The organism is Pseudomonas triticicola, from assembly GCF_019145375.1.
Lineage (GTDB): Bacteria > Pseudomonadota > Gammaproteobacteria > Pseudomonadales > Pseudomonadaceae > Aquipseudomonas > Aquipseudomonas triticicola.
In genome coordinates, this window is record NZ_JAHSTX010000001.1 from 2,256,070 (window position 1) to 2,280,892 (window position 24,823).

A 24,823-nucleotide genomic window follows, 5' to 3' on the forward strand; every position below is an offset into this window, starting at 1 on the left:
ACCCTAGCCCTCTCCCGGAGGGAGAAGGAACCGATTGGGGGATGCTCAGGATCTACGCCGACGTGAGAGATCGCGTTGAATGCGAATTTGAATTCAACTTGATCTGGCGGTTGCCACATGGACCACAAACAACGCGGTCAGTCCCCTCTCCCTCCGGGAGAGGGTTAGGGTGAGGGGCCGATTTCTCTGGCACCCCGCCCGGCCTCGTCACACCGCAAACCCCATCACCGCGGCTTCGCCAACTCCATGATCATCCGCGACAACAGATAAATTCGCGGCGCCACACTCGCCACTTCGGCATATTCCCCAGGCGTATGAATATTGCCGCCGACAATCCCGAAGCCATCCAGCGTCGGCGTCCCTACGCCTGCGGACAGACTGGCATCCGCCGCGCCACCACTGCCCTCCTCGGTCAGCTTGCGGCCAATCTCACCGTAAATCCCTTGGGCCATGGCCATCAGGCGATCCGACTCGGCCGTTTGTGGCATCGGCGGCAAACCGCGCTGCAAGGACGTTTTCACTTCGGTCTCGGCAATCAACTTGTCCTGCGACACCCGCGCCAGATCCTTCTCGATGCGATCAAATTCCTCCGGCACTGCCGCACGCACATCCGCCTTGGCCGTGGCCTGATCAGGAATCACGTTGGTGCGATCGCCGGCCTTGAGCACGGTGAAGTTGATGGTGGTTTTCTTCGCCTCATCGCCGAGCTTGCCCAGTTGCAGAATCTGGTGTGCCGCTTCCATCGCCGCGTTCCGTCCCAACTCTGGCGCGACGCCAGCGTGGGCGGCCTTGCCTTTGACTTCGACCAGCGCCGTCGCACTGCCCTTGCGCCACACCACCAGGCCATCGGCCGGGCGCCCCGGTTCGAGGTTGAGGGTGACGTCGTGTTGTTTGGCGGTTTTCTTGATCAGGTCGGTGGCGACATCCGAGCCGGTTTCTTCGCTAGCGTCCAGCAGGAAAGTGATCTGCGCGTAGTCTTTGAAGTCGAGGTTCTTCAGCACTTTAAGCGCGTAGATGCCGGCGACGATGCCGCCCTTGTCGTCCATCACCCCCGGCCCGTAGGCGCGGCCGTCCTTGATGTGGAATGGCCGTTCGGCGGCGGAGCCTTCCTTGAACACCGTGTCCATGTGCGCCATCAGGAGGATTTTCGCCTTGCCGGTGCCTTTGAGCGTGGCCAGCACGTGGTTGGATTTTTCCGGGGTGTTCGGCACCAGTTCGATAGTTGCGCCGATTTTTTTCAGCTCATCGATGGCGATGTCGCTGACCTGTTTCAGGCCCGGTTCATAACCTGAACCGGAGTCGATATTGACCAGCCGTTCCAGTAACTTCAGGGCTTCGGGCTGGTACTGCTCGGCATCGGCGAGCACTTGTTTATGCGGTTCGGCGCAAGCGTTTACGGCCGTGAGCGCGAGGGACAGACCGAGACTGGCGGCCAGCAGAGAGCGGGGAAATGAGAACGTCATGAAGCAGTCCTTGTTTCGTGTCGGGGGACTTCAACCGTAACCGACATCGGCGCGAGGCTCTATAGCGGATGCGACACTGATCTAACCGACAACACATACCCCGGTGGGAGCGAGCCTGCTCGCGAAGGCGTCGTGGCAAACCATATTGATACCGCCTGACCCAGCGCTTTCGCGAGCAGGCTCGCTCCCACAGGTATCAGCTCGCCCGTCAAACCGAATCCAGCAGCGCCTGCCTCGGCTTGTTGTCGCTGTTGCAGATCACCCGGTTGCGCCCACTGGCCTTGGCTTCGTACAACGCCTGATCGGCCTCATCCAGCCAACGCGTGGCGTCGGCATGGCTTGGGTCGTAGGCGGCCAGGCCAATGCTCAGACTGACCTTCAACGCCGGGTTCTGCTCGTAGCCCATCACCGCGAAACGCTCGCGCAAGGCTTCCATGGCCTGAGCCGCGTTGAAGAGTGGCAGTTCCGGCAGGATCACGCAGAACTCATCGCCGCCATAGCGACCGGCCACGTCCGTGGCGCGCAGATTTTGCTTGAGCAGTTTGCTCAACTGGCGCAGGACGATATCGCCAGCGACGTGGCCATAGGTGTCATTGATCGCCTTGAAGTGATCGATGTCGATCAAGGCTATTGCCGTGCCCTGCTGCTGGCGTTTGCAGCGCTGGAACGCGAGGTTCAGTTGATCCTTCCACGCGCCGTGATTGAGCAGGCCGGTCAGGCTGTCGGTGCGACTCAACGCCAACAGCTCGCGTTTGTGCCGACCGAGGGTCGAAGCCTGACGAAAGCAGATCCAGCCCAGCGCCAGCGGATACAGCAACAGCAATGGCAAACAGGCGTAGAGCTGCAGCGGCGTTGTTGGCGGAATGAACGCCGGCGCAAACACCACCAGCCCGACGCCGATGCCCAATAGCTGCGCCGCCGTGCCCGCCAGCAAAAACCGCCCGCCACCGATGGCGACGTTGTTCATCGCCATCATTGAAACCGTGGTAGCGCTGGGCAAGGGATTGAACTGCATGGCGGCGACCCAGAAGCCGCCCATGAATGCGTCGATCAGCAAATTGCGGTGTTCGGCGCGGTATGGAGTGTTCGAGCTTCGCGCCCATAGAAAGGCCAGATGCGGCCAGACCAGGCCATTGAACAGCATCAGGCCCCACACCCACAGCGGCGGATCGAGGGCATACATCGCCACGCTGACACACATCAGCCCGAGCAGCAGCCCGAACACCCGCGATCTGTAAAGCCTCCTGGCCAGTGAAAGTCCCTTTCCCCGCGTATTTCCCATAAGGGCCTCGACCGCGCGATGCATGGTTACATCCCGACAAGGATGTGTCCGGAGTCTATCAGGGCGCCGTTAAATAGCCATCACCGGCCAGCGGCCTGAATAGAGCGCTATCAGCACCGCACACGCGGCCCAGAGTTGGCTATAAATGAAAGAGGGGAAATGGAAAAACAACTATAAAAAGGGGGCACATGCATACCTACGCTGTGTTGATCATCGGCAGCGGTTTCGGCGGCCAGTGCGCGGCGGTCAACCTGCTCAAGGCCGGAATCGACGACTTTCGCATTCTCGAGCGACGCGACTTCTTCGGCGGCACCTGGTGCCAGAACACCTACCCCGGCGCAGCGGTAGACGTGCCGTCGCCGCTGTATTCGCTGTCATTTGCGCCCTACCGCTGGTCGCAGATGTTCGCCGAACAGGCGGAACTGCGTCGCTACACCGAACAGCTGATCGAGCAGTTCGGTTTACGCGAGCGCGTGGAACTGGGGGCCGATGTCGAGCGCGTCGAGTGGGACGAGGCGGAAAAACACTGGACGGTGCACACCCGCGCCAAAGGCATCTTTCACACGCAGTTTTTGATCAACGCCTCCGGGCCATTGAGTCAGCCGGTCATCCCCAACTTTCCTGGGATGGATCGCTTTCAAGGCAAGACTTTTCACACAAACAATTGGGATCACAGCTACGACTATCGCGGTAAACGCGTGGCGATCGTCGGCAGCGGTGCCAGCGCCGCCCAGGTGATTCCGGCGATTGCGCCACAAGTCGAACACCTGCATGTGTTCCAGCGCACGCCGCATTGGGTGCTGCCGCGTGCCGATCGCAAATTCGGCCGTTTCCAGCGCTGGCTGCTTGGCCTGAAACCGGCGTACAAGCTGCTGCGCTGGCTGATTTACTGGCAATTCGAAACCCGGGTGATCGCTTTCAAATACTCGAAACCGGCGATTCACCTGGTCCAGCAACATGCGCTGCGTTTTCTCAAACGTCAGGTTCCGGACCCGCTGCTGCGGCAGAAACTCACCCCGGACTTCACCATCGGCTGCAAACGCGTTTTGGTGTCCAGCACGTACTACCCGGCGCTGAGCCGCGCCAACGTCACGTTGCACAGTCGCGAGCACGGCATCGCTTCGATCGATGAAAGCGGGATCAACACCGTGGACGGCGAGCATCTCGATGTTGATCTGATCGTCTGGTCCACCGGTTACGACGCCACCGATGGGGTGATTTCCTACCCGGTCAGCGGCAAAAACGCGGTGCAACTCAGAGATGTCTGGGCCGAATACCCGCGCGCCTACCTCGGCACCAGCCTGCCGGATTTCCCCAATCTGTTTATTGTCACCGGGCCGAACACCGGCATTGGCCACACCTCGGCGCTGTTCATCATCGAATCGCAGATGAACTACATCCTCGACTGCATCTGCACCGTGCAGGCCAAAGGCCTGCGCAGCATCGAAGTACGTCATGACGCGGAACGTACCTACACTGCAATGATCCACCGGGAAATGCAGCGCACGGTGTGGAAGTCCGGCGGCTGTCACAGTTGGTACCAGAGCAAGAGCGGTCATGTGATCGCGATGTTTCCCGGCTTCAGTTTCAGCTATCACCTGCTGACCCGGGCGCTGAAACCGGCCGACCATATTTTGTCCTGAACACGTAAAAGGAAGACGTCGATGCTTTTGCTGTTTGTCGCACTTGCGGTTTTCGTGGCCTGGAGCTGGTTGAGTTACCCGGCGGTCGGCCATTGGCTGTACAACCTGGCCATGGCCAGCGAGGCCAAGTTGTACAAATTGCACAAGATCGAAGTGCCGATCGCCGAGATGACCGTGTCGACCTGGCAAGGCGGGCCGTACGAGGCGTCCAGCGCGATCCTCATGCTGCACGGCTTCAGCGCCGACAAAAACCTCTGGCTGCGCTGCGCCCGGCATTTCGTCCGTCAGTATCGGGTGATCATTCCGGATCTGGCCGGCCACGGTGAGACGGGCTTCAAGGCTGGCGGCGGTTACGACATTGCGGTTCAGGCCAAACGCATGATTCAACTGCTCGACGTCTGCGGCGTGGAGAAAGTCGACGTCATCGGCAACTCCATGGGCGGCTACATTGCCGCGTGGCTGGCGGCGACCTATCCGGAGCGAATCGCCTCGCTGGCGCTGATCGACCCGGCCGGCGTCACCGCACCGGAGCCCAGCGACATGGAGCGCCACCTGGCACGCGGGCACAATCCGTTCCTGATCAACTCCCGCGAAGAATTCCAGCGCTTCTACGCGATGACCATGGAGTCGCCGCCGTGGGTACCGAAGCTGGTGCTGGACGCCGTCGCCCAGCGCTATGAGCAACAACGTGACGAGCTCGAAGAAATCTTCCGCGACTTCCGCGCCAGCCCGCCGATGGAGCCGAAACTGGCCGAGATCAAATGTCCGGCGCTGCTGCTATGGGGGCGCAAGGATCGCCTGATCGACGTCAGCAGCGTGCCGGTGTGGAGCAAAGGCATCGCCAATCTCGAAGTGGATGTGTGGGATCACGTCGGGCACATGCCGATGGTCGAACAGCCGGGAAATACCGCGCGGCTGTACGGGGAATTTCTGGAACGACAGCGATGAACCTGGATATTCGCAATGCCCAAGGTTGCGCAACTGATCGTTCCCATGCTCTGCGTGGGAATGCCTCAGGGGACGCTCTGCGTCCAGTGACGCAGAGCGTCACGGGCTACATTCCCACGCAGAGCGTGGGAACGACCAGCGGAGACAGAAGGTTGGCGTTCCCATGAACATCCTCTACGACGAACGCCTCGACGGTCCGTTGCCCGAGGTGAACAAGGGCGAATTGCTCAAGGCCCTGCAACAAGCCCTGCCGGACCTGGACATCCTCTGGCGCGAAGATGAACTCAAACCCTACGAATGCGACGGCCTCTCCGCCTACCGCACCACGCCGATGCTGGTCGCCCTGCCCCGGCGTCTGGAGCAAGTGCAAAGCCTGCTGAAACTCTGCCATCAGAACAACGTGCCCGTGGTCGCGCGTGGTGCCGGTACGGGATTGTCCGGCGGTGCCCTGCCGCTGGAAAAAGGCCTGTTGCTGGTGATGGCGCGCTTCAACAGCATCCTGCACATCGACCCCGCTGCGCGTACCGCGCGGGTTCAGCCGGGGGTGCGCAATCTCGCCATCTCCCAAGCGGCGGCCCCGTTCGGCTTGTATTACGCACCGGATCCGTCATCGCAGATCGCCTGTTCGATCGGCGGCAACGTCGCGGAAAACGCTGGTGGCGTGCATTGCCTCAAGTACGGCCTGACCGTGCACAACGTGCTGAAAATCGAAGTGCTGACCATCGAGGGTGAACGCCTGACGCTGGGCTCCGAGGCGCTCGATTCAGCCGGTTTTGACCTGCTCGCCTTGTTCACCGGCTCCGAAGGTCTGCTGGGGATCATCACCGAAGTCACGGTGAAACTGCTGCCCAAACCGCAAGTCGCCAAGGTCCTGCTCGGCAGTTTCGATTCCGTGGGAAAGGCCGGTCGCGCCGTCGCCGAGATCATCGCCGCCGGGATCATTCCGGGTGGTCTGGAAATGATGGACAACCTGGCCATTCGCGCCGCCGAAGACTTTATCCACGCCGGTTACCCGGTCGACGCCGAGGCGATTCTGCTGTGCGAACTCGACGGCGTCGAAGCCGACGTGCACGACGATTGCCAGCGCGTACGGGAAGTCATGACAGCGGCCGGCGCCACCGAGGTGCGCCAGGCCCAGGACGAAGCCGAGCGCGTGCGTTTCTGGGCCGGGCGCAAAAACGCGTTTCCGGCGATCGGCCGGTTGTCGCCGGATTATTACTGCATGGACGGCACCATCCCGCGCCGCGAATTGCCCGCTGTGCTGCAAGGCATTTCGGGTCTTGGCGAAGAATATGGCTTGCGCGTGGCCAACGTATTCCATGCCGGCGACGGCAACATGCATCCGCTGATTCTGTTCGACGCCAACCAGCCAGGCGAACTGCATCGGGCCGAGGCACTGGGCGGCAAGATCCTCGAATTGTGCGTGAAAGTCGGCGGCAGCATCACCGGCGAGCACGGCGTCGGTCGCGAGAAAATCAATCAGATGTGCGCGCAGTTCAACAGCGACGAGTTACTGCTGTTTCATGCGGTGAAAGCCGCGTTCGATCCGCAGGGCTTGCTCAATCCTGGCAAGAACATTCCGACCCTGCACCGTTGCGCCGAATTTGGAGCGATGCACATTCACGCCGGGCAACTGCCCTTCCCCGACCTGGAGCGATTCTGATGGCTGATTTCGATGCCGCCAACGTCCTGCTCGATCAGGTCAACGCCGCGCGGGCGAATGCCACGCCGCTGAAGATTCAGGGCGGCAACAGCAAGGCCTTTCTCGGCCGCGAGGTGGCCGGCGAAGTGCTCGACACCCGCGCCCATCGCGGCATCGTCCAGTACGACCCGACCGAACTGGTGGTCACCGCACGTGCCGGCACGCCGTTGTCCGAGCTGCTCGCGGCGCTGGATGACGCCGGGCAAATGTTGCCCTGCGAACCGCCATCCTTTGCCGACAGCGCCACGGTCGGCGGCATGGTCGCCACGGGACTGTCCGGACCTCGCCGGCCGTGGTCCGGCTCGGTACGCGACTTCGTTCTCGGCACGCGGGTGATCACCGGCCTCGGTCAGCATCTGCGCTTCGGTGGCGAAGTGATGAAAAACGTCGCCGGTTATGACCTGTCGCGGCTAATGGCCGGCAGTTTCGGTTGCCTCGGCGTGCTCACCGAAGTGTCGCTGAAAGTCCTGCCGAAACCACGCCAGTGCCTGAGCATTCGCCTCGATATCGACTGCGCTCGGGCCTTGAGCAGACTTGCCGAATGGGGCCAGCAACCGCTGCCGATCAGCGCCGCGTGCCACGATGGCCGGAGCCTGTACCTGCGTCTGGAAGGTGGCGAAGGTTCGGTGACGGCGGCGCATCAACGCCTCGGCGGCGAGCCGCTGGATTCGGTTTTCTGGCGCGACCTCAACGAACAGCGCCTGAGTTTTTTCGACGAAGGCTTGCCGCTGTGGCGCCTGTCATTGCCGAACAATCTCGGCCCGCTCGAGTTGCCCGGCGAGCAACTGATCGATTGGGCCGGTGCGCAACGCTGGGTGAAATCCGAAAGCCCTCAGATTCACGCACTCGCCCATTCCTTGGGCGGCCATGCAACGTGCTTTACCCACGGTGCCACCGACTCGCCGTTTCAACCCTTGGCGCCAACCCTGCTGCGCTACCACCGGCAACTCAAGGCGCAACTCGACCCGCAAGGGCTGTTCAACCCCGGGCGAATGTACGCGGAGGTCTAGCCATGCAAACCACCCTCAGCGAGCAATCGCGGCAACTGCCCCGCGCCGCCGAAGCGGAAAAGATCCTGCGCACCTGCGTACATTGCGGTTTCTGCAACGCGACGTGTCCGACGTATCAATTGCTCGGCGATGAACTCGATGGCCCGCGCGGGCGCATTTACCTGATCAAGCAAGTGCTGGAAGGCGCACCGGCAACCGAGCAGACGCAACTGCATCTGGATCGTTGCCTGTCGTGCCGCAACTGCGAAACCACCTGCCCATCCGGGGTCGATTATCACAACCTGCTCGACATCGGCCGTGCGGTGGTCGACAGCGCGGTGCCACGCCCCGCCGCCCAGCGCTTGCTGCGGGAAGGCTTGCGCGCGTTGGCGCCCAATCCCGGGTTGTTCAAAGGCTTGCTGCGCATGGGCGCGACCTTTCGGCCACTGCTGCCGCGCCTGCTGGAAAGCAAACTGCCGCAGCGCTTGGGTGTTATGGGGTCGCGCCCTGCTCCTCGGCATGCGCGCCGGATGTTGTTGCTCGAAGGCTGCGTGCAACCGGGCCTGTCGCCGAACACCAATGACGCGACGGCGCGAGTGCTCGATCGCTTGGGCATCAGCGTCACCCCGGTGAGCGAGGCCGGTTGCTGCGGCGCTCTCGACTATCACCTCGACGCTCAGGGCAAAGGTCTCGACCGCGCTCGACAGAACATCGACGCCTGGTGGCCGCATCTGCAGAACGGCGCCGAAGCCATCGTGCAGACGGCCAGCGGTTGTGGCGCCTTCATCAAGGATTACGGGCATTTGCTTGCGGACGATCCGATCTACGCCTCGAAAGCCCGGCGGATCAGCGAAATGACTCGGGATCTGGTGCAAATCATCGCCGAGGAACCGCTGGAGCAAGTGTGCGCCGCCAGCGAACGACGCATCGCCGTGCATTGCCCGTGCACTTTGCAGCACGCACTGAAACTCGGCGGCGCCGTGGAAACAGTGCTGACCCGACTTGGCTTCAACCTCACACCAGTGCCGGACGGCCATTTGTGCTGCGGCTCGGCGGGCACTTACTCGCTGACCCAACCGGTGCTGGCGCGGCAACTGCGCGATCAGCGCCTCAACGCCCTGGAAAGCGGCCGACCGGAGTTGATCGTCACTTCCAATGTGGGCTGTCAGAGCCATCTGGCCAGCGCCGGGCGCACGCCGGTCAGACACTGGATCGAACTGGTGGATCAGTCGTTGGCAGAATGAAGTTCGTAGGATTCTTCGTTTGCCCGCGTGGGCGAAGGCTGCGATCTTTTCCGGCATCCATTTCGTCACCGTGGCAGGAATTTTTTTCATGACCGTGCAGCCGTTCGTCAGCCCCGACCTGATCCGCCAACGCTTCTCCCGAGCGATGTCCGACATGTACCGCGAAGAGGTGCCGCTGTACGGCGCGTTGATGGAACTGGTGGAAAAAACCAATCGCGAAGTGCTGGCACGTCAGCCTGACATTCTCGTACAGCTCAAGCGCACCGGCGAAATCGAACGCCTGGACATGGAACGCCACGGCGCCATTCGCGTCGGCACCGCGAGCGAACTGGCCACCCTCGCCCGCCTGTTCGCGGTGATGGGCATGCAACCGGTGGGTTATTACGACCTGACCCCGGCCGGTGTGCCGGTGCATTCAACGGCGTTTCGCGCGGTGCATGAAGAGGCGCTGCAGGTCAGCCCGTTTCGCGTGTTTACCTCGTTGCTGCGCCTGGAGCTGATTGAAGATCCTGAATTGCGTTCGTTTGCCGAGTCGGTACTGGCCCGTCGTTCGATTTTTACTGAAGAGGCGTTGCGCCTGATTGAACAGGCGGAAACGGCGGGCGGACTGAATGAAGCGGAGGCCGTGGAATTCGTCCGACAGGCACTGGAGACTTTTCGCTGGCACCACAGCGCTACCGTCAGCGCTGCGCAATACCAGAAACTCAGCGCTCAGCACCGCTTGGTCGCCGACGTCGTCGCATTCAAAGGCCCGCACATCAACCACCTGACGCCACGTACGCTGGACATCGACACCGTGCAGCAACAGATGCCTGCCCATGGCATCACACCAAAAGCGGTAATCGAAGGCCCACCGCGCCGCAACTGCCCGATCCTGCTGCGCCAGACCAGTTTCAAGGCGCTGGACGAGCCGATCGCCTTCACCGATCAGCCCGAAACCCGTGGCAGCCACAGCGCGCGTTTCGGCGAAATCGAACAGCGTGGCGCCGCCCTCACGCCCAAGGGTCGCGCGCTGTATGACCGCTTGTTGAATGCCGCTCGCGATGAATTGGGCGACTTCCCTAACGAAGCCAATGCCGCACGCTACGACGCGCTGATGACTCAGCACTTTGCCGAATTTCCTGACAGCATCGAGGGCATGCGCGAACAGGGGCTGGCGTACTTTCGTTATTTCGCTACGGAAAAGGGCTTGGCCGCTGAAGGACTTGGTGAGTCGTCCCTGGAGGACTTGCTGCGCGATGGCTATGTGAAAGCGGAGCCGCTGGTGTACGAAGATTTCCTGCCGGTGAGCGCAGCGGGGATTTTTCAGTCGAACCTTGGCGATTCTGCGCAGACGCATTACGCCGAACATTCCAATCGCCAGGCTTTCGAACAGGCGCTGGGGCGTTCGACTATTGATGAGTTGGGGTTGTACGCGGAGACGCAACGGCGGTCGATTGCGGAATGTGTCGAGGTGCTACGGATCAAACGGCTCTGACGATTCGGCCTTGGAAACAAGGCGGCTTTTGAAACTGGAAACCGTGGGCGGACAGCATGCGGGTCAATGAACTGCAACGTTTTCGTGTCAATGACGAAGAAGTGATGGATGGCGCCTGATATCCTCTGCACCAGGATTCAAAGCCCAGCGCTTTCAAGGACGTTCATGACCATGCAGAATATCGTGCGTTACTGGCACGCCGTCGAGTTGCTGCAACCCCAGGCAGCGCCCCAGCTGAAGAAGCGCGAAAGCGATTATCAGCCTTACTACCAGGATATCCCTCTTACCGCCAAGGTTCTGCCGTGGATGCCGACGAATCCTCTGGCCAGGGAAAATCTTCCGGAAAAACGCGCATGGAGTCACACGCTCTACGCTCACCTCTACGACAATCTGGTTGTAACCCGCCGGCTGGCCGAGTTGTACGGCGCTGATCAAGGGTACAAAGAGCCGCAACGGCGCACGTCAGCGCTGTTCTCGCTCAAGTTCAATCAGGAAGGCATGATGCTGATCGACAGCCTTGTTCTGTCCAGTGAGGCATGGTTTGTCGGTTGCGCCATCAATCATCAGGACTGGACACGCGGCTTCGACGAAACTCAAAAGTTTCTCCGCGAACAGGCCAACAGCCACTTCAGTGGTGTAGCGCAGGCTGATGATCTTCGCAGCATGACTGACTATGTGCGCAAGGTGCTGGGGGTCGATGAATTCTTCTCCGATCAACCGCGCATGCATCGCTTCCGCTCAGCAGCGATCAATCCGAACAAACCCGAACAGGAAGACGATCCACTCAACAGCTTTTTGCTGGAGGATCTCTGCGACGTTGCCGATGCGCTGGCGCGTGGCAAAACCAGCGAGGCGTTGGCTCGTTACCTCAGCCATCACGCCCCGGAAGAGCGCCAGCATCTGGATCAGGCAGATGCTGATCCGGCTCTTATCAATCGCCTCGCGCCGTCACAATATGCCGCAGGATGCTGGCCTGCCGAACGACATCTAGGGCTGGTGCACTCCCAACAACTGGCAGTCAACAGCCTGTTGCACGAGCTCAGTTTCAAGGCCGGCATCATGGGGGTCAACGGTCCTCCCGGCACCGGAAAGACTACCTTGCTGCGTGATCTGATTGCCGCGGTGGTGACGCAGCGCGCCGACGTACTGGCGTCGTTCGACAGGGCTTCGCAGGCCTTTACCAAGGATGGACGCGAAGTTGCCAATGACGCTGGACATAATCGGTCTGCCTATACACTCGATGCGCGATTGCTCGGGTTCGAAATGGTCGTGGCCTCGTCCAATAACGGTGCCGTGGAAAACGTCACTCTCGAGTTGCCTCAGCAGGACAGGATCGATCCTTCGTGGCGGCCCGATGCGGATTACTTCAGCGAATTGGCCAGCCTGACAAGTGGCAAACCCGCCTGGGGCATGATCTCGGCAGCGCTGGGAAGCAAGGCTAAACGCACGCTGTTTGTTGATCGCTTTTATTACGGAAAACGTCCACCCAAAGATAAAACAGGCGCACCGCTGGAATCGTCAGAACAGCAAACGCCGGATTTGAACGAAGACGAAGCGTTGCACAGCGAAAATCCCTTGCTCGACAGCGCTGAGGTCGATGCCGCCGAAGCAAATGACAAGCCCTCTCCAAAGGGCATGCGCGACTGGTTGTTCGAACAGGCCGCGCACATGAAATCGCTTACATCAACTGAAAAAGCCGCTCTCTGGCGAGAATCTGTCCAGCAATATCAGAACGCGAAGAGCGCCGAACAGGCGTTGCGTGCGCAAGTCAGTGACATCACCTCGCATATCGAGGCTGTGAACAGCGCCAGAGCGCAGATCCTGAAATCCACCCAGCAACGTCATACCCATCTGGTTGAGCGCCGCCGCCTTGATGAGGAGCAGGCCTTGCTGGAAGTTCGCCAACTCACCCCGGCACGGGAACAGTTGCAGCTGCAACTGCAACGCCTTGAAACGCATCTGACACTGAAACCAGGTTTTCTCGCCAACCTGTTCAGCTTGTGGGGCGCGCAGCGCCAATGGTTAGCTCGACAACAGATGCTCGTCAGCGCTCACGCTCTGGCAAAGGATGCCTACGACAGCATTCAACGTCTGATGCAGCGAATCAGCAGTCAGCTCAGCGAACTCGACCTGCAACTGGCCGCTGATCAAGAGCAGGTCGACCAAGCCGAGCGTGACGCTCGCCATCAGGTGGAAAAGGCTCGCAGCGTTGCTCAGACCGGTAAAGCAAGGCATGTGCTAGCGTGGCTTGACCATGGCGCAATGGGTCGAGGCAGTGAGATCGAGCTGCTGGAACCCTGGATCGTCGAAGGCTGGCGTCAGGCCCGGAGCAAGGTGTTCATCGAAGCACTCAAGCTCCACCAGACCTTTTTCAGGATCGAGGCATCACGTCTGGGTGGCAATCTGGGTTTTATTACCAGTTTGCTGACTGGCAGTCGTTACGGCGGAGTGTCTCAAGCGGTCATGCGTTCGGCATGGGCGTCTTTGTTCATGGTAGTACCGGTGCTCAGCAGCACGTTTGCTTCGTTCGCTCGGTCTTTTGGCAGCCTTGGGTGCGGCGAGATCGGCTGGCTGTTGGTGGACGAAGCGGGTCAGGCTACTCCGCAAGCCGCAACAGGCGCACTGTGGCGCGCTCAGCGCGCCGTACTGGTCGGTGATCCGCTTCAGCTCGAACCTATCGTGACCGTTTCAGACGCGGTGCTCGAACATATGCGCACACGCTATCAGGTCGACGCTCACTGGCTACCCAATCGCCAGTCAGCTCAGACGCTTGCCGATCAAGCCACTCGATGGGGCCGGATGGCCGGTCCAAAAGGGCAAAAATGCTGGGTCGGCCTGCCATTGGTTGTGCACCGCCGTTGCGACAAACCCATGTTCGACCTGGCTAACCGCATCGCGTACGACGGGGCCATGATCTACGGCACTCTTGCTCCTGCTGCCGATAAGGAAACGCCAGCGCGCCTGCTGACCGGCTGGGTCCATGCAAGCGGTCAGTCAAGCGGCAACTGGGTCGACAATGAAGGACTGGAGCTCGATCGTTTGCTGGGCTTACTCGATGCCAGTGGAGTACCGTCGGACAGTATTGCCGTCATTACACCTTTTCAAGACGTGCGGAATCATCTCAAAGACCGTCTGCCTGGCAAAATTGTGCGAGGCACCATTCACACCATGCAGGGAAAAGAAGCTGCGGTAATCATTCTGGTTCTGGGTGGCAGCAGCGACAATCCAGGTGCCCGGGAATGGGCCGTTTCAAAACCCAATCTGCTTAACGTCGCCGTCACCCGCGCGAGACGACGCCTGTATGTAATCGGCGATCGTAATGACTGGCGACAGCGCAAATTGTTCTGCGATGTCATGGAGCTGTTGCCAGCTCTGCCTTCAATAACGAACGAGATGTTTGCCTGAGCAACAGGCTTGGCGATCATTGCCACCTCGATGCCCAACTGCGCAAGAAGTTGCGCAGTTGGTCGTAATATTTCACCGGGTAAATCCTCTGCAGCTCAAGCGGCGCAAGGCCTGCAGCCAAGTGCGCAAGAAGTTGCGCAGTACTGCGCAACTTCTTGCGCACTTTCTCCCGACTTTTCCGCTGAAACTCGCCCCGAATGGTCACCAACCAACGTGGCGCCCCCGCCGTCCGGGCACCGCGCAAAACCTGGCACGCTCCTTGATAACACTCAGTCACCCACCGGGCGATTTCGCCTCCGGGCACCCTAACTTTATCCGCAAGGAGAGCACCCCATGGCAACACCAGCGTACATGTCGGTTACCGGCGAAAAACAAGGCCTGATCACTGCCGGCGCTTTCACCGCCGACTCCGTTGGCAACACCTACCAGGAAGGCCACGAAGACCAGGTCATGGTTCAGGCTTTCACCCACGACGTGATCATCCCGCGTGACCCGCAATCCGGTCAGCCAACAGGTCAGCGCGTTCACAAGCCAGTTGTGATCACCAAGGTCTACGACAAGGCGTCGCCACTGCTGCAAGCAGCTCTGACTTCCGGCGAGCGCATGAGCGAAATCGTTATCCAGTGGTACCGCACTTCGGCTCAAGGCACCCAAGAGCACTACTACACCACCAAACTGGAAGACGCGATCATCGTCGCCATCAACAACAAAATGCACAACTGCCAGGATCCAGGCAACGCGCACTTCACCCACCTGGAAGAAGTGCAGTTCACCTACCGCAAAATCACCTGGACCCACGAAGTATCCGGTACTTCGGGTTCCGATGACTGGCGTGCTCCAGTCGTTTAATTACGGCTGACCGTTACACGCATCGGCCAGCTCTGCTGGTCGATGTTGTTTACGCCCCTCCAGAATTTCGCGTACGTTGAGCCGCTTTTTTTGCGGCCGTCGACGGGCGCCGCTGTACAGCACGAGGAACAAGGGATGTTCGCGCCGGCCAATGAAACCCACTTTGCCCTGACCATCGAAGGGCTTTCCGCCGACTTTCAGGTGTTTACCCTCACCGGCCGGGAAGCCATCAGCCAGCCTTTTGTCTTTGAGGTGGAGCTGGTCAGTGAGCAGCCGTCGCTGGACCTCGAAACCCTGCTGCACAAACCAGCCTTTCTGCAGCTGTCGCCTGACGGCAGCGGCATCCATGGCCAGATCTACCGCGCCGCGCAAGGCGATTCCGGCAAGCGCCTGACCCGTTATTCGGTGACCTTGCGCCCGCAACTGGCGTACTTGGCGCACCGCATCAACCAGCGCATCTTCCAGAACCTCAGCGTGCCGAAAATCATCGGCCAAGTGCTGGAAGAGCACGGCATCCAAGGCAACGCCTACGAATTCAAGACCGGCTCGATCTATCCCGAGCGCATCTACTGCGTGCAATACGACGAGTCGGATCTGCACTTCATCCAGCGCCTGTGCGAGGAAGAAGGCATTCACTTCCACTTCCAGCACAGCGCCAACGCGCACAAGTTGGTGTTCGGCGACGACCAGACGGTGTTCCCGAAACTCAAGCCTGTGCCCTATCAGCAAGACTCCGGCATGGTCGCCAGCAACCCGGTGATCAAGCGTTTCGACCTGCGCCTGGAAACCCGCACCAGCCGCACCACCCGCCGCGACTACGACTTCGAAAAACCGCGCCTGACCCTGGAAAGCGAAAACCGTGGCGACGCCCTGCCCGACCTCGAAGACTACGATTACCCGGGCCGTTTCATCGACCGCGAGCGCGGCAAGCACCTGGCCAACCGCGCCCTCGAACGCCATCGCAGCGACTTCCAATTGGCCGAAGGCAAGAGTGATCAGCCACTGCTGGTCAGCGGCCATTTCCTCGCCCTGACCGAACACCCGAAAGCCAAGTGGAACGACCTCTGGCTGCTCACCGAAGTCCTGCACGAAGGCAAACAGCCGCAAGTGCTCGAAGAGTCGGTGACCAGCGACACCACCGCGCTGAAAGACGATTTCCACCAGGGCTACCGCAACCGCTTCCAGGCCACGCCATGGGACGTGCCGAACCGGCCACCGCTGCGCCACCCGAAACCGCGCATCCTCGGCAGCCAGAGCGCGGTGGTCACCGGCCCGAAAGGCGAAGAAATCCACTGCGACGAATACGGCCGCGTCAAAGTCCAGTTCCACTGGGACCGCGAAGGCCAGGCCGACGACAAGACCAGCTGCTGGCTGCGCGTCTCCAGCGCCTGGGCCGGCGCCCAGTACGGCGGCATCGCCATCCCGCGCATCGGCATGGAAGTGCTGGTCACCTTCCTTGAAGGCGATACTGATCAACCGCTGATCAGCGGCTGCCTGTACCACAAGGAAAACACCGTCCCCTATCCACTGCCGGCGAACAAGACCCGCAGCACCTTCAAGACCCTGAGCTCCATGGGCGGTGGCGGCTACAACGAACTGCGCATCGAAGACAAAAAAGGTCAGGAACAGATCTACCTGCACGCCCAGCGCGACTGGGACGAAAATATCGAGCACGACCAGAAAATCCGCGTCGGCAACGAACGCCACGACACCGTCGAGCAAAACAGCTACAGCGAATTCAAGGCCGAAGAACACCACACCGTCTACGCCGACCGCAAAGTCGAGGCGCGCGCTAACGATCATCTCACCGTGGGCGTCAACCAGCACATCAAGATCGGCACCGGCCAGTTCATCGACGCCGGCCAGGAAATCCACCTGAGCAGCGGCATGAAAGTGGTGATGGAAGCCGGCGCCGAACTCACGCTGGTCGGCGGCGGCAGCTTCCTCAAGATCGATGCCGGCGGCGTAACCATGAGCGGGCCGGTGATCAACATGAACTCCGGTGGCAGCCCCGGCGTTGGCACGGGCGCCGCGCCATTGATGCCCGGCATCCTCAAACAGGCCGACGCCGACAAGGCCGGCCAGGTCCTGACCCCGGCACAGATCAACACCCTCAAACGTAACGCGCCGTTCTGCGAAGAATGCGAAAAATGCAAGGCAGGTGCCTGTGCCATCTGAACGAATCACCCCCAAGGACTGGCTGGCGCAACAGCCGCTGCAAAGCGGCGAGCGCCTGTACCTGATCGTCAGCGCGGCCAGCGATGCCGACGCCCTGAAAACCCTATACCTCACCGAACCCACTGCCCAACTCATCCCGATCTGGGGCGGCACGCCCTACTCCACCTGGCAACCGGTGATGCCCTACCTCACCGAACTCAAAGCCAACTCCGCTTTCCTGCCCTGGATCGCCGAAACCGACGCCCTCGACTGGGGCTGGCTGGGGGTGTCGCGTTCAGAGCCGAACGAAGTGTTTGAACATTTACGCAGCCTGACGCAGGTGAAAATGCCGGATGGCACCGAGGTGTTTTTCCGGTTTTGGGATGGGCGGCATATTTATCCGATTCTGCGGGGGCTTGGGGAGAAGGCTGGAGAAGTGCTGCCGGTGTTTGAGCGGTATCTGATTAATGGTCAGGCGCTGGAGGTGGGGTCGAGGGTGGTGCCGAAGGTGCGGGACTGGCCGTGGTGGGAGGTGCCGAAGGGGTTGTTGGAGGGGTTGAGCAAGGACAATCCGGCGACGCTGGTCAGCAACCTGATGCAGTGGCTGGAAGAAGACCGCCCGGACCTCTACACCGCATGGCCCGAGAACAATCTGAAGCTGAAAATCACCCGCTTCGTGCGCCGCCCGGATGCGCCGCAAAATCTTAAAGAAGCATTGATAAACCACCTGATTCTGGAGCAAGGCTGATGGATCGCGTTGCCTTTGTTGACAACCAACTGAACACCTTCAAGGACAGTCTGAAGCTGTATCAGGAACAAACAAAAACCTGGTACGCACAGGCTCTCGACAAGGGTAGCCGTGCCGCGGACATGCCGTCCTTGTTGGGCATGGAGCGTGTCATCAAGGCGGGCAACACCAGTAAAACGGTGAGCATGACCGACGGTAACTTCACCTCGAACGTGGCTCAATGTCCGCTCAAAGGTCCGTTGCTGATCGAGAGCAAATTCGAATCGGTTTACGACATTCCCGTCGGCGATATCGAAGTCGAAATCGTGGCCGTGGACGGTGGTGCTGTCAGCAAGGTCAAACTCGACGCCCAAGGCAAAGCCGCATGGACCGGCGGTGTGCCCGGCAAGTTCTACACGATTCGCGTCCATAACGAAGTGACCCCGGCGCAGATCGACGCCCTCTTCAGTTCTTACAGCGGCGTGACTGCGGAGCTCGAAGGTTTCCTGCGCAAGGAATGGGCCGGCTTCAAACCGCAATGGTCGAATCTTTCAACCTCCGGCACAGCCATGGCCATCGGCAACGGCATTCTTGAAGGTGGCTGGGAAGCGATCAAGGGTGTATGGGACGGTATCAGTCTCGTGCTCGATATCCTCCAGGACCCAGGAAAATTTGCGAAAGATCTCGGCGCTGGCGCAGACGAGCTGATCAAAGTCGCCAAAAGCTCGCCGGACATCATGAAAAAGGCCATGTTGCTGGCCAGTGACGAAGCGGCTTTGTTTTTGCTGGTGCGCAGTGCGGTGATCTGGCTGGCGGGCTTGCCGCCGATGAAGATGGCGGGCGATGTAGCGAAGATGACCACGGCCATTGTCGTAGGCATTGCGATCGACATCGTGATCGGCGTGGTATTGACCATCGCGGCCGAAGGTACCGGCGTCATCTACCTTGCGGCCCGACTGAAGAAGTACGGAGAGCTTGTCATCAAGGCCGTGATCGGCTTCGTGAAGTCGGTGTTCAAGATCATCAACGGCTTTATGGAGTATGTCGCCAAGTACACCGCAGTGGCGGCCCGAGGGGTGACGGCGAAGGTCAGGAACGGGATTTCCGAGTTGCGTTTTGATGGGAAGCGTGTGACCACCGTCGAAACCCCGAAAACCCGGCACGATGCCCCTGCACAATCCAAGACCCCAGATGAAAAAAGCGCAACTTGCGCAAAGAACACTTGCACTAACGGCTGCCCGGTCTCCATGGTCACTGGCGAAGAGCTACTGACGCTGACCGATGGAGAGCTCGGAGGGCCTGCACCCTTTAGCTGGACTCGTCTCTATCGGACCAGCGCAGCGGAAATCGATTGTGGGCTGGGTTTTGGCTGGAGCCACGCGTTAGCCCAACGGATAGAAATCAACGCCGATGAAGTGGTATGGACTGATCATGAAAACCGGGTGATCACCTTCCCACTTCCAAGCATCCAACGCCCGGCGATAACCAATAGCCTCTCGGAAGCAGCCATCTTCATCGGGGACGATCCTTCAGAACTTATTCTCACTCAGGCTGGCGAGCATGCTCAGTTCTATCACTTCCGCTACGATTGCAAAGGCGCAACACTGATAGCCATCAGTGACAAATACGACAACCGCCTTCATGTCACGCGCGATATTCACGGTCGGATCAAACGTATCGACAATGGTGCCGGTCGTGCCCTGCTGTTGCGCTACGACCGTAAACACATTGTGGCAGTCGACTATCAACAGTTCACACCCGCAGACAATCTGGAAGATGTATGGACCACTGTCCAGACGATCATCAGTTATGCCTACGATTCGCAACATCGCTTGATTGAAGCGAAAAACGCCGCCGGAGAAGCCGAGCGTTACGCCTATAACGATCAAAACGTCATTCTCGAGCGCCGTTTAGCCGGAGGTGCCAGGTTCTATTGGGAATGGGAAAAAGAGGGCAAATCTGCACGCTGTATTCATCACTGGGCGAACTTCTCGCAGATGGATACTCGCTATGTTTGGGATGATAAAGGAAGCGTTACTGTCACGAACGCAGACGGTAGCGAAGAGATATACACCCACGACGACCAGGCCCGACTGGTTGCTCAAATTGATCCGGACGGAGCCGAAAATCTCAAAGCATATGACGATAAGGGACGCTTGGTTGCAGAGCAAAATCCGCTCGGAGCTATCACCGAATACCGATACAACGAATCAGGGCATCTGGTCGCGGTCATACCTCCAGAAGACGAACCAACGGGCTATGAATATAGCCGTGGGTTCGTAAGTAAGGTCGTTCGCGGTAAAGCAGTCTGGAAATATCAGCGCAATAATCAAGGCGATATCACCCAGCAGACAGATCCGGACGGCAACACCACCTACTACAGCTATGACCGTCGGGGGCGTTTGCAGGAAATCGGCCTGCCCGATGGCAGCCGGCACCAGTTGGGCTGGAATAGTCTCGGCCAGCTACTGGAAGAGCGCCTGCCTGGTGGTAGTCAGCGCAAATACCGTTACGACGCACTCGGCCGGCAGATCACACGTCAGGACGAAAACGGTGCCATCACGCACTTCCAATGGGATGCCGCGAATCGCCTGGCACAAATTACTTTGCCCGGTGGAGCAACACGGGCATTTACATACAACGCATACGGTCGAGTCACCGCCGAACGCGACGAGCTCGGCCGTATCACCCGCTACGAATACGCTGACAACCTGCACCTCGTCAGCCGCCGCATCAACCCCGACGGCAGCCAACTGCGCTATCGCTACGACAACTCGCGCCTGCTGCTCACTGAAATCGAAAACGAGCGCGGCGAGCACTACCACCTTGATTACTACGCCAACGGTCTGATTCAACAAGAAACCGGTTTCGACGGCCGCCGCACCGCATACGAGTACGACCTCAACGGCCAACTGCTGAAGAAAACCGAGTTCGGTGACGACGGTAGTGAACTGGTCACCGAATACCAGCGTGATGCCGCAGGCCGCTTGCTGGTCAAGACGCTGCCCGATGGTGACGAGATTCATTACAGCTACGATGCGCTCGGTCGCCTTGTCAATGTCGATGACGGCCATTGGCCGCTCGCCTATAAATACGATTTGCAAGACCGACTCATCGAAGAACACCAGGGCTGGGGCACTCTGCGCTACGAATACGACTGCGTTGGCCAGCTCAAGTACTGCCGTTTGCCCGATGGCAGCAAACTCGATTACCGCTACCAACCTGGCGGGCAACTCAGCAGCATCGACCTCAACGGCTCGCGGCTGACCAGCCACCAATTCAGCGCTGGTCGCGAACAACAACGCCAACAAGGGTTGCTGCTCAGCCAATACCAATACGATGAACAGGGCCGCCTGCAAGCGCACAGCGTGAGCCAGCGGGACAAACACCTGTTCCAGCGCCGCTACCAATACGACGCCAACGGCAACCTCGCCGGCATCGACGACAGCCGCAAAGGCAATCGCAGCTATCACTACGACCCGCTGGATCGCCTGATCAGCGTCCGCGGCGCCATGCCTGAGAGCTTCGCCCATGACCCGGCAGGCAACCTCCTCGGACAAAATGAACTACCTGCGGCGAACCTCGCCAACGTCAAAGGCAACCGCCTGCTGATGCAAGGCGACCGCCATTACGATTACGACGCCTACGGCAACCTGATCCGCGAACGCCGTGGCACCGGCCAAAAGCTCGTCACTGAATACAATTACGACTGTCAGCACCGCCTGATCGGCGTCAGCCTGCCAGGCGGCAGCACAGCATCCTACAAATACGATGCCTTCGGCCGCCGCATCGAGAAAACCGTCGACGGCCACACCATTGAATTCCTCTGGCAAGGCGAGCGCCTCATCGCTGAAAGCGCAGAGAACCGCTATCGCAGCTACATCTACGAACCGGGCAGTTTCCGCCCTTTGGCCATGCTTGATGGAGAGGGCCCGCTTAGAGCGGCACCCTTCTACTACCAACTCGACCACCTCGGAACGCCGCAGGAACTAACCGACTACAGCGGCGAGATCATGTGGTCGGCGAAATACCGCGCCTACGGCAACCTCGCGGCGCTGGATGTGAGCGAAATCGATAATCCGCTGCGTTTTCAAGGGCAGTATTTCGACGCCGAGACAGGGTTACATTACAACCGCCACCGCTACTACAATCCGAGGACTGGCCGGTTCTTGACGCCGGATCCGATCAAGCTTGCGGGTGGGTTGAATAGCTACCAGTACGTGCCTAACCCTACGGGGTGGGTGGATCCCCTAGGGTTGAATACTTGTCCAGGCGGAGATAAATGCGTTCCGGGGCAAGGCGCTGAAATACCTGAAGGAAAAGCCAGGGTAAGCGATGGAGCCCCGCCTCCTCCCGACGTTCAATGGACAAATCATGGCAATAAACATGTGGCGCCTAAGGCTCCTTGGCCATCTGTTGTAAAATCGACCGCTAATGGAGGTGCAGCTAAATATCTACCCGGCACGGACATTGAAGCGTTAGAACGGCACGCGTTTGCAAATGGTCAAGATGTTAACAACGGAAAACCATGGAAAGTAATTGACATGGGAAAAACCATAGGCGCCAATGACGGAAAAGAAACTCAGTACATGAGAGTGGAGTTAAGTGCAAACACAATACATGGGCATCCAATATCAGAAGAATCGTTTAGAAAACTAACGAAAAAGAAGAAATGATTTATGAATCTTGAAAACATAAAAAAACTTGGTGGCAAGATAACTTTTGACGAAATATCCAGCCTAGTCGGATCGGATATTTCGCTCATTACAGATGAATTAAGGGAGGATCTTTTGCAAGCGCTACTCCCGCACGAGCAAACAATAGACATTGGTTGGTATCCCGAATTCAGTGAACAAGGCGCCTTCAGAATCTCATTAATCGCAAATCAAAATTGGGCATCGCCTATATACACCGAAACGGCCAAAACCTGGGCCGATCTTGAAAAAGCGTTAGATCATACATTGAATAAAGTAAAAATTTAATGGATCGACGAGCGCGCGTTGACTAGCCAGCGTCGACGACGGTCGTTAGCCTTTCGCCTATAAATATGACTTGCAGACCAACTCATCGAGGAACACCAAGTCTGGGGCTCCTTGCGCTACGAATACGACAGCGTCGGCCAACTTAGCCACTGCCGTCTGCCGGATGGCTGCACGCTCGATTACCGTCATTTGTCCGGTGGACGCCTGAGCAGCATCGACCTCAATGGCTCACGCCTGACCAGCCACCAATTCAATGCAGGCCGCGAGCAACAGCGCCAACAAGGCTTGCTGCTTAGCCAATACCAATACGATGAACAGGGCCGACTACAGGCCCACAGCGTCAGCCAACGGGACAAACACCTGTTCCAGCGTCGCTACAACTACGATGCCAACGGCAATCTCGCCGGCAACGAGGACAGTCGCAAAGGCAACCGCAGCTATCACTACGACCCGCTGGATCGCCTGATCAGCGTACGCGGTGCAATGCCTGAGAGCTTCGCTCACGACCCCGCAGGCAACCTGCTCAGCCAAAATGAACTGCCTGCGGCGAACCTCGCCAACGTCAAAGGCAATCGCCTGCTGATGCAAGGCGACCGCCACTACGACTATGACGCCCACGGAAATCTGATCCGCGAAAGTCGCGGCACCGGCCAGAAGCTTGTCACTGAGTACCGCTACGACTGCCAACACCGCCTGATCGGCGTCAGCCTGCCAGGCGGCAGCACCGCATCCTACAAATACGATGCCTTCGGCCGCCGCATCGAGAAAACTGTCGACGGCCACACCACTGAATTCCTCTGGCAAGGCGAACGCCTGATCGCCGAAAGCGCAGAAAATCGCTATCGCAGCTACATCTACGAACCGGGCAGCTTCCGCCCGTTGGCCATGCTCGATGGAGAGGGCCCGCTTAGAGCGGCACCCTTCTACTACCAACTCGACCACCTCGGCACGCCGCAGGAACTGACCGACTACAGCGGCGAAATCATGTGGTCGGCGAAGTACCGTGCCTACGGCAACCTCGCGGCACTGGATGTCAGCGAAATCGATAATCCACTGCGCTTCCAAGGTCAGTATTTCGACGCCGAGACAGGCTTATATTACAACCGTCACCGCTACTACAATCCGGGAACTGGACGGTTTTTGACGCCCGATCCGATCAAGCTTGCGGGTGGGTTGAATAGCTACCAGTACGTGACGAACCCTACGGGGTGGGTGGATCCGTTGGGGCTGAACGGGTGCCCGCCAGATGGAGATGGAAAAGGAAGTCCAACGACAACGACTGGAAATGCAAAGGTCGATACCAAAGAACCGCTTCCACCGGATGTGGACTGGTCAAGTCCTAGCGTCAAAAGAGCCTCTGCACAACTTGACCAAGGCGCTAAGGACGTTACGGTAAACAGTCGAGCGGAAGCTGAAGAATTGTTTAGAGAAAAATATGTAGGGCAAGGATATAGAAATGCTGAAGAATTTAACTCCGTAACAGCGAAGGATTACTTCCAAACACCTCAAGGAAAAGAATCCTATTACCACTGGGATGACACTCCAGTGTCTGATATTGAAACTCGGAAGGTTTACATGGCCAATCACAGCCCTACCGACCCACATGCTGCCATGCCACTTTTACAACTGCACCCTAAAGACGGAAAAGTAATTCGAATCTACTGGCCAAACTCATTTGCAGGTCAAAAATGACAGAACAAAAGAAAATTCCTCGGAGTGTATGGCATGGACTCGACGGAGCGAGCTACGACAACATTGCACAGGAACTCCCCTCAGAAGACCCATTGCTACGAAGATGGGCCTCAATATATGCAATTTACAAGTACAAATTTTCGAACGACCCATATCAATATTATGAATTTATTCACAAATCAAAAAATTCAAAATATGCATTAATAATATTCACTATACCTAGCGAGATAATCGATACAAACGATGGCATTGACGATCGCGAC

The 24,823-nt window shown here is 58.9% G+C and carries 14 protein-coding genes and 1 pseudogene; 13 read left to right on the forward strand and 2 right to left on the reverse strand.

What is annotated here, in order from left to right:
* Nucleotides 1-224: 224 nt before the first annotated feature.
* Both KVG85_RS10100 and KVG85_RS10105 read right to left on the reverse strand, forming a co-directional pair.
* Entirely contained in the window at nucleotides 225-1,463 is a 1,239-nt protein-coding gene (locus KVG85_RS10100; RefSeq protein WP_217863749.1) for a M20/M25/M40 family metallo-hydrolase, read from the reverse strand.
* Between the two features lie 208 nt (nucleotides 1,464-1,671).
* Nucleotides 1,672-2,745: a diguanylate cyclase gene (locus KVG85_RS10105; RefSeq protein ID WP_217863750.1), complete on the reverse strand. Its 1,074-nt coding sequence runs from the start codon at nucleotides 2,743-2,745 to the stop codon at nucleotides 1,672-1,674.
* A gap of 188 nt (nucleotides 2,746-2,933) precedes the next feature.
* Here KVG85_RS10105 and KVG85_RS10110 point away from each other — a divergent pair, with 188 nt between their 5' ends.
* The 13 genes and pseudogenes from KVG85_RS10110 to KVG85_RS10170 form a co-directional block, all read left to right on the forward strand.
* Nucleotides 2,934-4,388 (forward strand): flavin-containing monooxygenase, encoded by a 1,455-nt coding sequence (locus tag KVG85_RS10110; protein WP_217863751.1) that lies wholly within the window; start codon nucleotides 2,934-2,936, stop codon nucleotides 4,386-4,388.
* 21 nt (nucleotides 4,389-4,409) lie between these two features.
* On the forward strand, nucleotides 4,410-5,336 hold the full coding sequence (locus tag KVG85_RS10115) for an alpha/beta fold hydrolase (RefSeq protein WP_217863752.1): 927 nt from the start codon (nucleotides 4,410-4,412) through the stop codon (nucleotides 5,334-5,336).
* Between the two features lie 163 nt (nucleotides 5,337-5,499).
* Nucleotides 5,500-6,999, forward strand: coding sequence for a glycolate oxidase subunit GlcD (gene glcD, locus KVG85_RS10120; RefSeq protein WP_217863753.1), 1,500 nt, complete (start codon nucleotides 5,500-5,502; stop codon nucleotides 6,997-6,999).
* Nucleotides 6,999-8,048 carry a glycolate oxidase subunit GlcE gene (glcE, locus tag KVG85_RS10125; protein ID WP_217863754.1) on the forward strand — a complete coding sequence of 350 codons (1,050 nt, stop codon included), beginning with the start codon at nucleotides 6,999-7,001 and terminating at the stop codon, nucleotides 8,046-8,048. Before glcD ends, glcE begins: the two co-directional genes overlap by 1 nt.
* Before the next feature lie 2 nt (nucleotides 8,049-8,050).
* Entirely contained in the window at nucleotides 8,051-9,271 is a 1,221-nt protein-coding gene (gene glcF, locus KVG85_RS10130; RefSeq protein WP_217863755.1) for a glycolate oxidase subunit GlcF, read from the forward strand.
* An 88-nt stretch (nucleotides 9,272-9,359) separates the two neighbouring features.
* Nucleotides 9,360-10,748, forward strand: coding sequence for a 2-oxoadipate dioxygenase/decarboxylase HglS (hglS, locus tag KVG85_RS10135; protein WP_217863756.1), 1,389 nt, complete (start codon nucleotides 9,360-9,362; stop codon nucleotides 10,746-10,748).
* Nucleotides 10,749-10,913: 165 nt separating this feature from the next.
* Entirely contained in the window at nucleotides 10,914-14,153 is a 3,240-nt protein-coding gene (locus KVG85_RS10140; RefSeq protein ID WP_217863757.1) for a DEAD/DEAH box helicase, read from the forward strand.
* A 333-nt stretch (nucleotides 14,154-14,486) separates the two neighbouring features.
* The gene (locus KVG85_RS10145; protein ID WP_007949952.1) at nucleotides 14,487-15,002 is read left to right on the forward strand and encodes an Hcp family type VI secretion system effector; all 516 of its coding nucleotides are present in this window, start codon (nucleotides 14,487-14,489) and stop codon (nucleotides 15,000-15,002) included.
* 135 nt (nucleotides 15,003-15,137) lie between these two features.
* Nucleotides 15,138-17,180, forward strand: a complete 2,043-nt coding sequence (locus tag KVG85_RS10150; RefSeq protein WP_217863758.1) for a type VI secretion system Vgr family protein — start codon at nucleotides 15,138-15,140, stop codon at nucleotides 17,178-17,180.
* On the forward strand, nucleotides 17,170-17,907 hold the full coding sequence (locus KVG85_RS10155; protein ID WP_217863759.1) for a DUF4123 domain-containing protein: 738 nt from the start codon (nucleotides 17,170-17,172) through the stop codon (nucleotides 17,905-17,907). Before KVG85_RS10150 ends, KVG85_RS10155 begins: the two co-directional genes overlap by 11 nt.
* A complete protein-coding gene (locus tag KVG85_RS10160) occupies nucleotides 17,907-22,562 on the forward strand; it encodes an RHS repeat-associated core domain-containing protein (RefSeq protein WP_217863760.1) in 4,656 nt (1,551 codons plus the stop codon). The genes KVG85_RS10155 and KVG85_RS10160 overlap by 1 nt, the downstream gene beginning before the upstream one ends.
* Nucleotides 22,563-22,565: 3 nt before the next feature.
* Nucleotides 22,566-22,868, forward strand: coding sequence for a hypothetical protein (locus tag KVG85_RS10165; RefSeq protein ID WP_217863761.1), 303 nt, complete (start codon nucleotides 22,566-22,568; stop codon nucleotides 22,866-22,868).
* A gap of 22 nt (nucleotides 22,869-22,890) precedes the next feature.
* Nucleotides 22,891-24,560, forward strand: a pseudogene (locus KVG85_RS10170) (RHS repeat domain-containing protein); the annotation flags it as partial.
* Nucleotides 24,561-24,823: the final 263 nt, after the last annotated feature.

Bases quoted from the DNA above. Each gene is read 5' to 3' on its own strand.
- KVG85_RS10100 (WP_217863749.1), bottom strand. From the start codon at position 1,463: ATGACGTTCTCATTTCCCCGCTCTCTGCTGGCCGCCAGTCTCGGTCTG.
- KVG85_RS10115 (WP_217863752.1), top strand. From the start codon at position 4,410: ATGCTTTTGCTGTTTGTCGCACTTGCGGTTTTCGTGGCCTGGAGCTGG.
- KVG85_RS10150 (WP_217863758.1), top strand. From the start codon at position 15,138: ATGTTCGCGCCGGCCAATGAAACCCACTTTGCCCTGACCATCGAAGGG.
- glcE (WP_217863754.1), top strand. From the start codon at position 6,999: ATGGCTGATTTCGATGCCGCCAACGTCCTGCTCGATCAGGTCAACGCC.
- KVG85_RS10105 (WP_217863750.1), bottom strand. From the start codon at position 2,745: ATGGGAAATACGCGGGGAAAGGGACTTTCACTGGCCAGGAGGCTTTAC.
- glcF (WP_217863755.1), top strand. From the start codon at position 8,051: ATGCAAACCACCCTCAGCGAGCAATCGCGGCAACTGCCCCGCGCCGCC.
- KVG85_RS10145 (WP_007949952.1), top strand. From the start codon at position 14,487: ATGGCAACACCAGCGTACATGTCGGTTACCGGCGAAAAACAAGGCCTG.
- KVG85_RS10140 (WP_217863757.1), top strand. From the start codon at position 10,914: ATGACCATGCAGAATATCGTGCGTTACTGGCACGCCGTCGAGTTGCTG.
- hglS (WP_217863756.1), top strand. From the start codon at position 9,360: ATGACCGTGCAGCCGTTCGTCAGCCCCGACCTGATCCGCCAACGCTTC.
- glcD (WP_217863753.1), top strand. From the start codon at position 5,500: ATGAACATCCTCTACGACGAACGCCTCGACGGTCCGTTGCCCGAGGTG.
- KVG85_RS10160 (WP_217863760.1), top strand. From the start codon at position 17,907: ATGGATCGCGTTGCCTTTGTTGACAACCAACTGAACACCTTCAAGGAC.
- KVG85_RS10165 (WP_217863761.1), top strand. From the start codon at position 22,566: ATGAATCTTGAAAACATAAAAAAACTTGGTGGCAAGATAACTTTTGAC.
- KVG85_RS10110 (WP_217863751.1), top strand. From the start codon at position 2,934: ATGCATACCTACGCTGTGTTGATCATCGGCAGCGGTTTCGGCGGCCAG.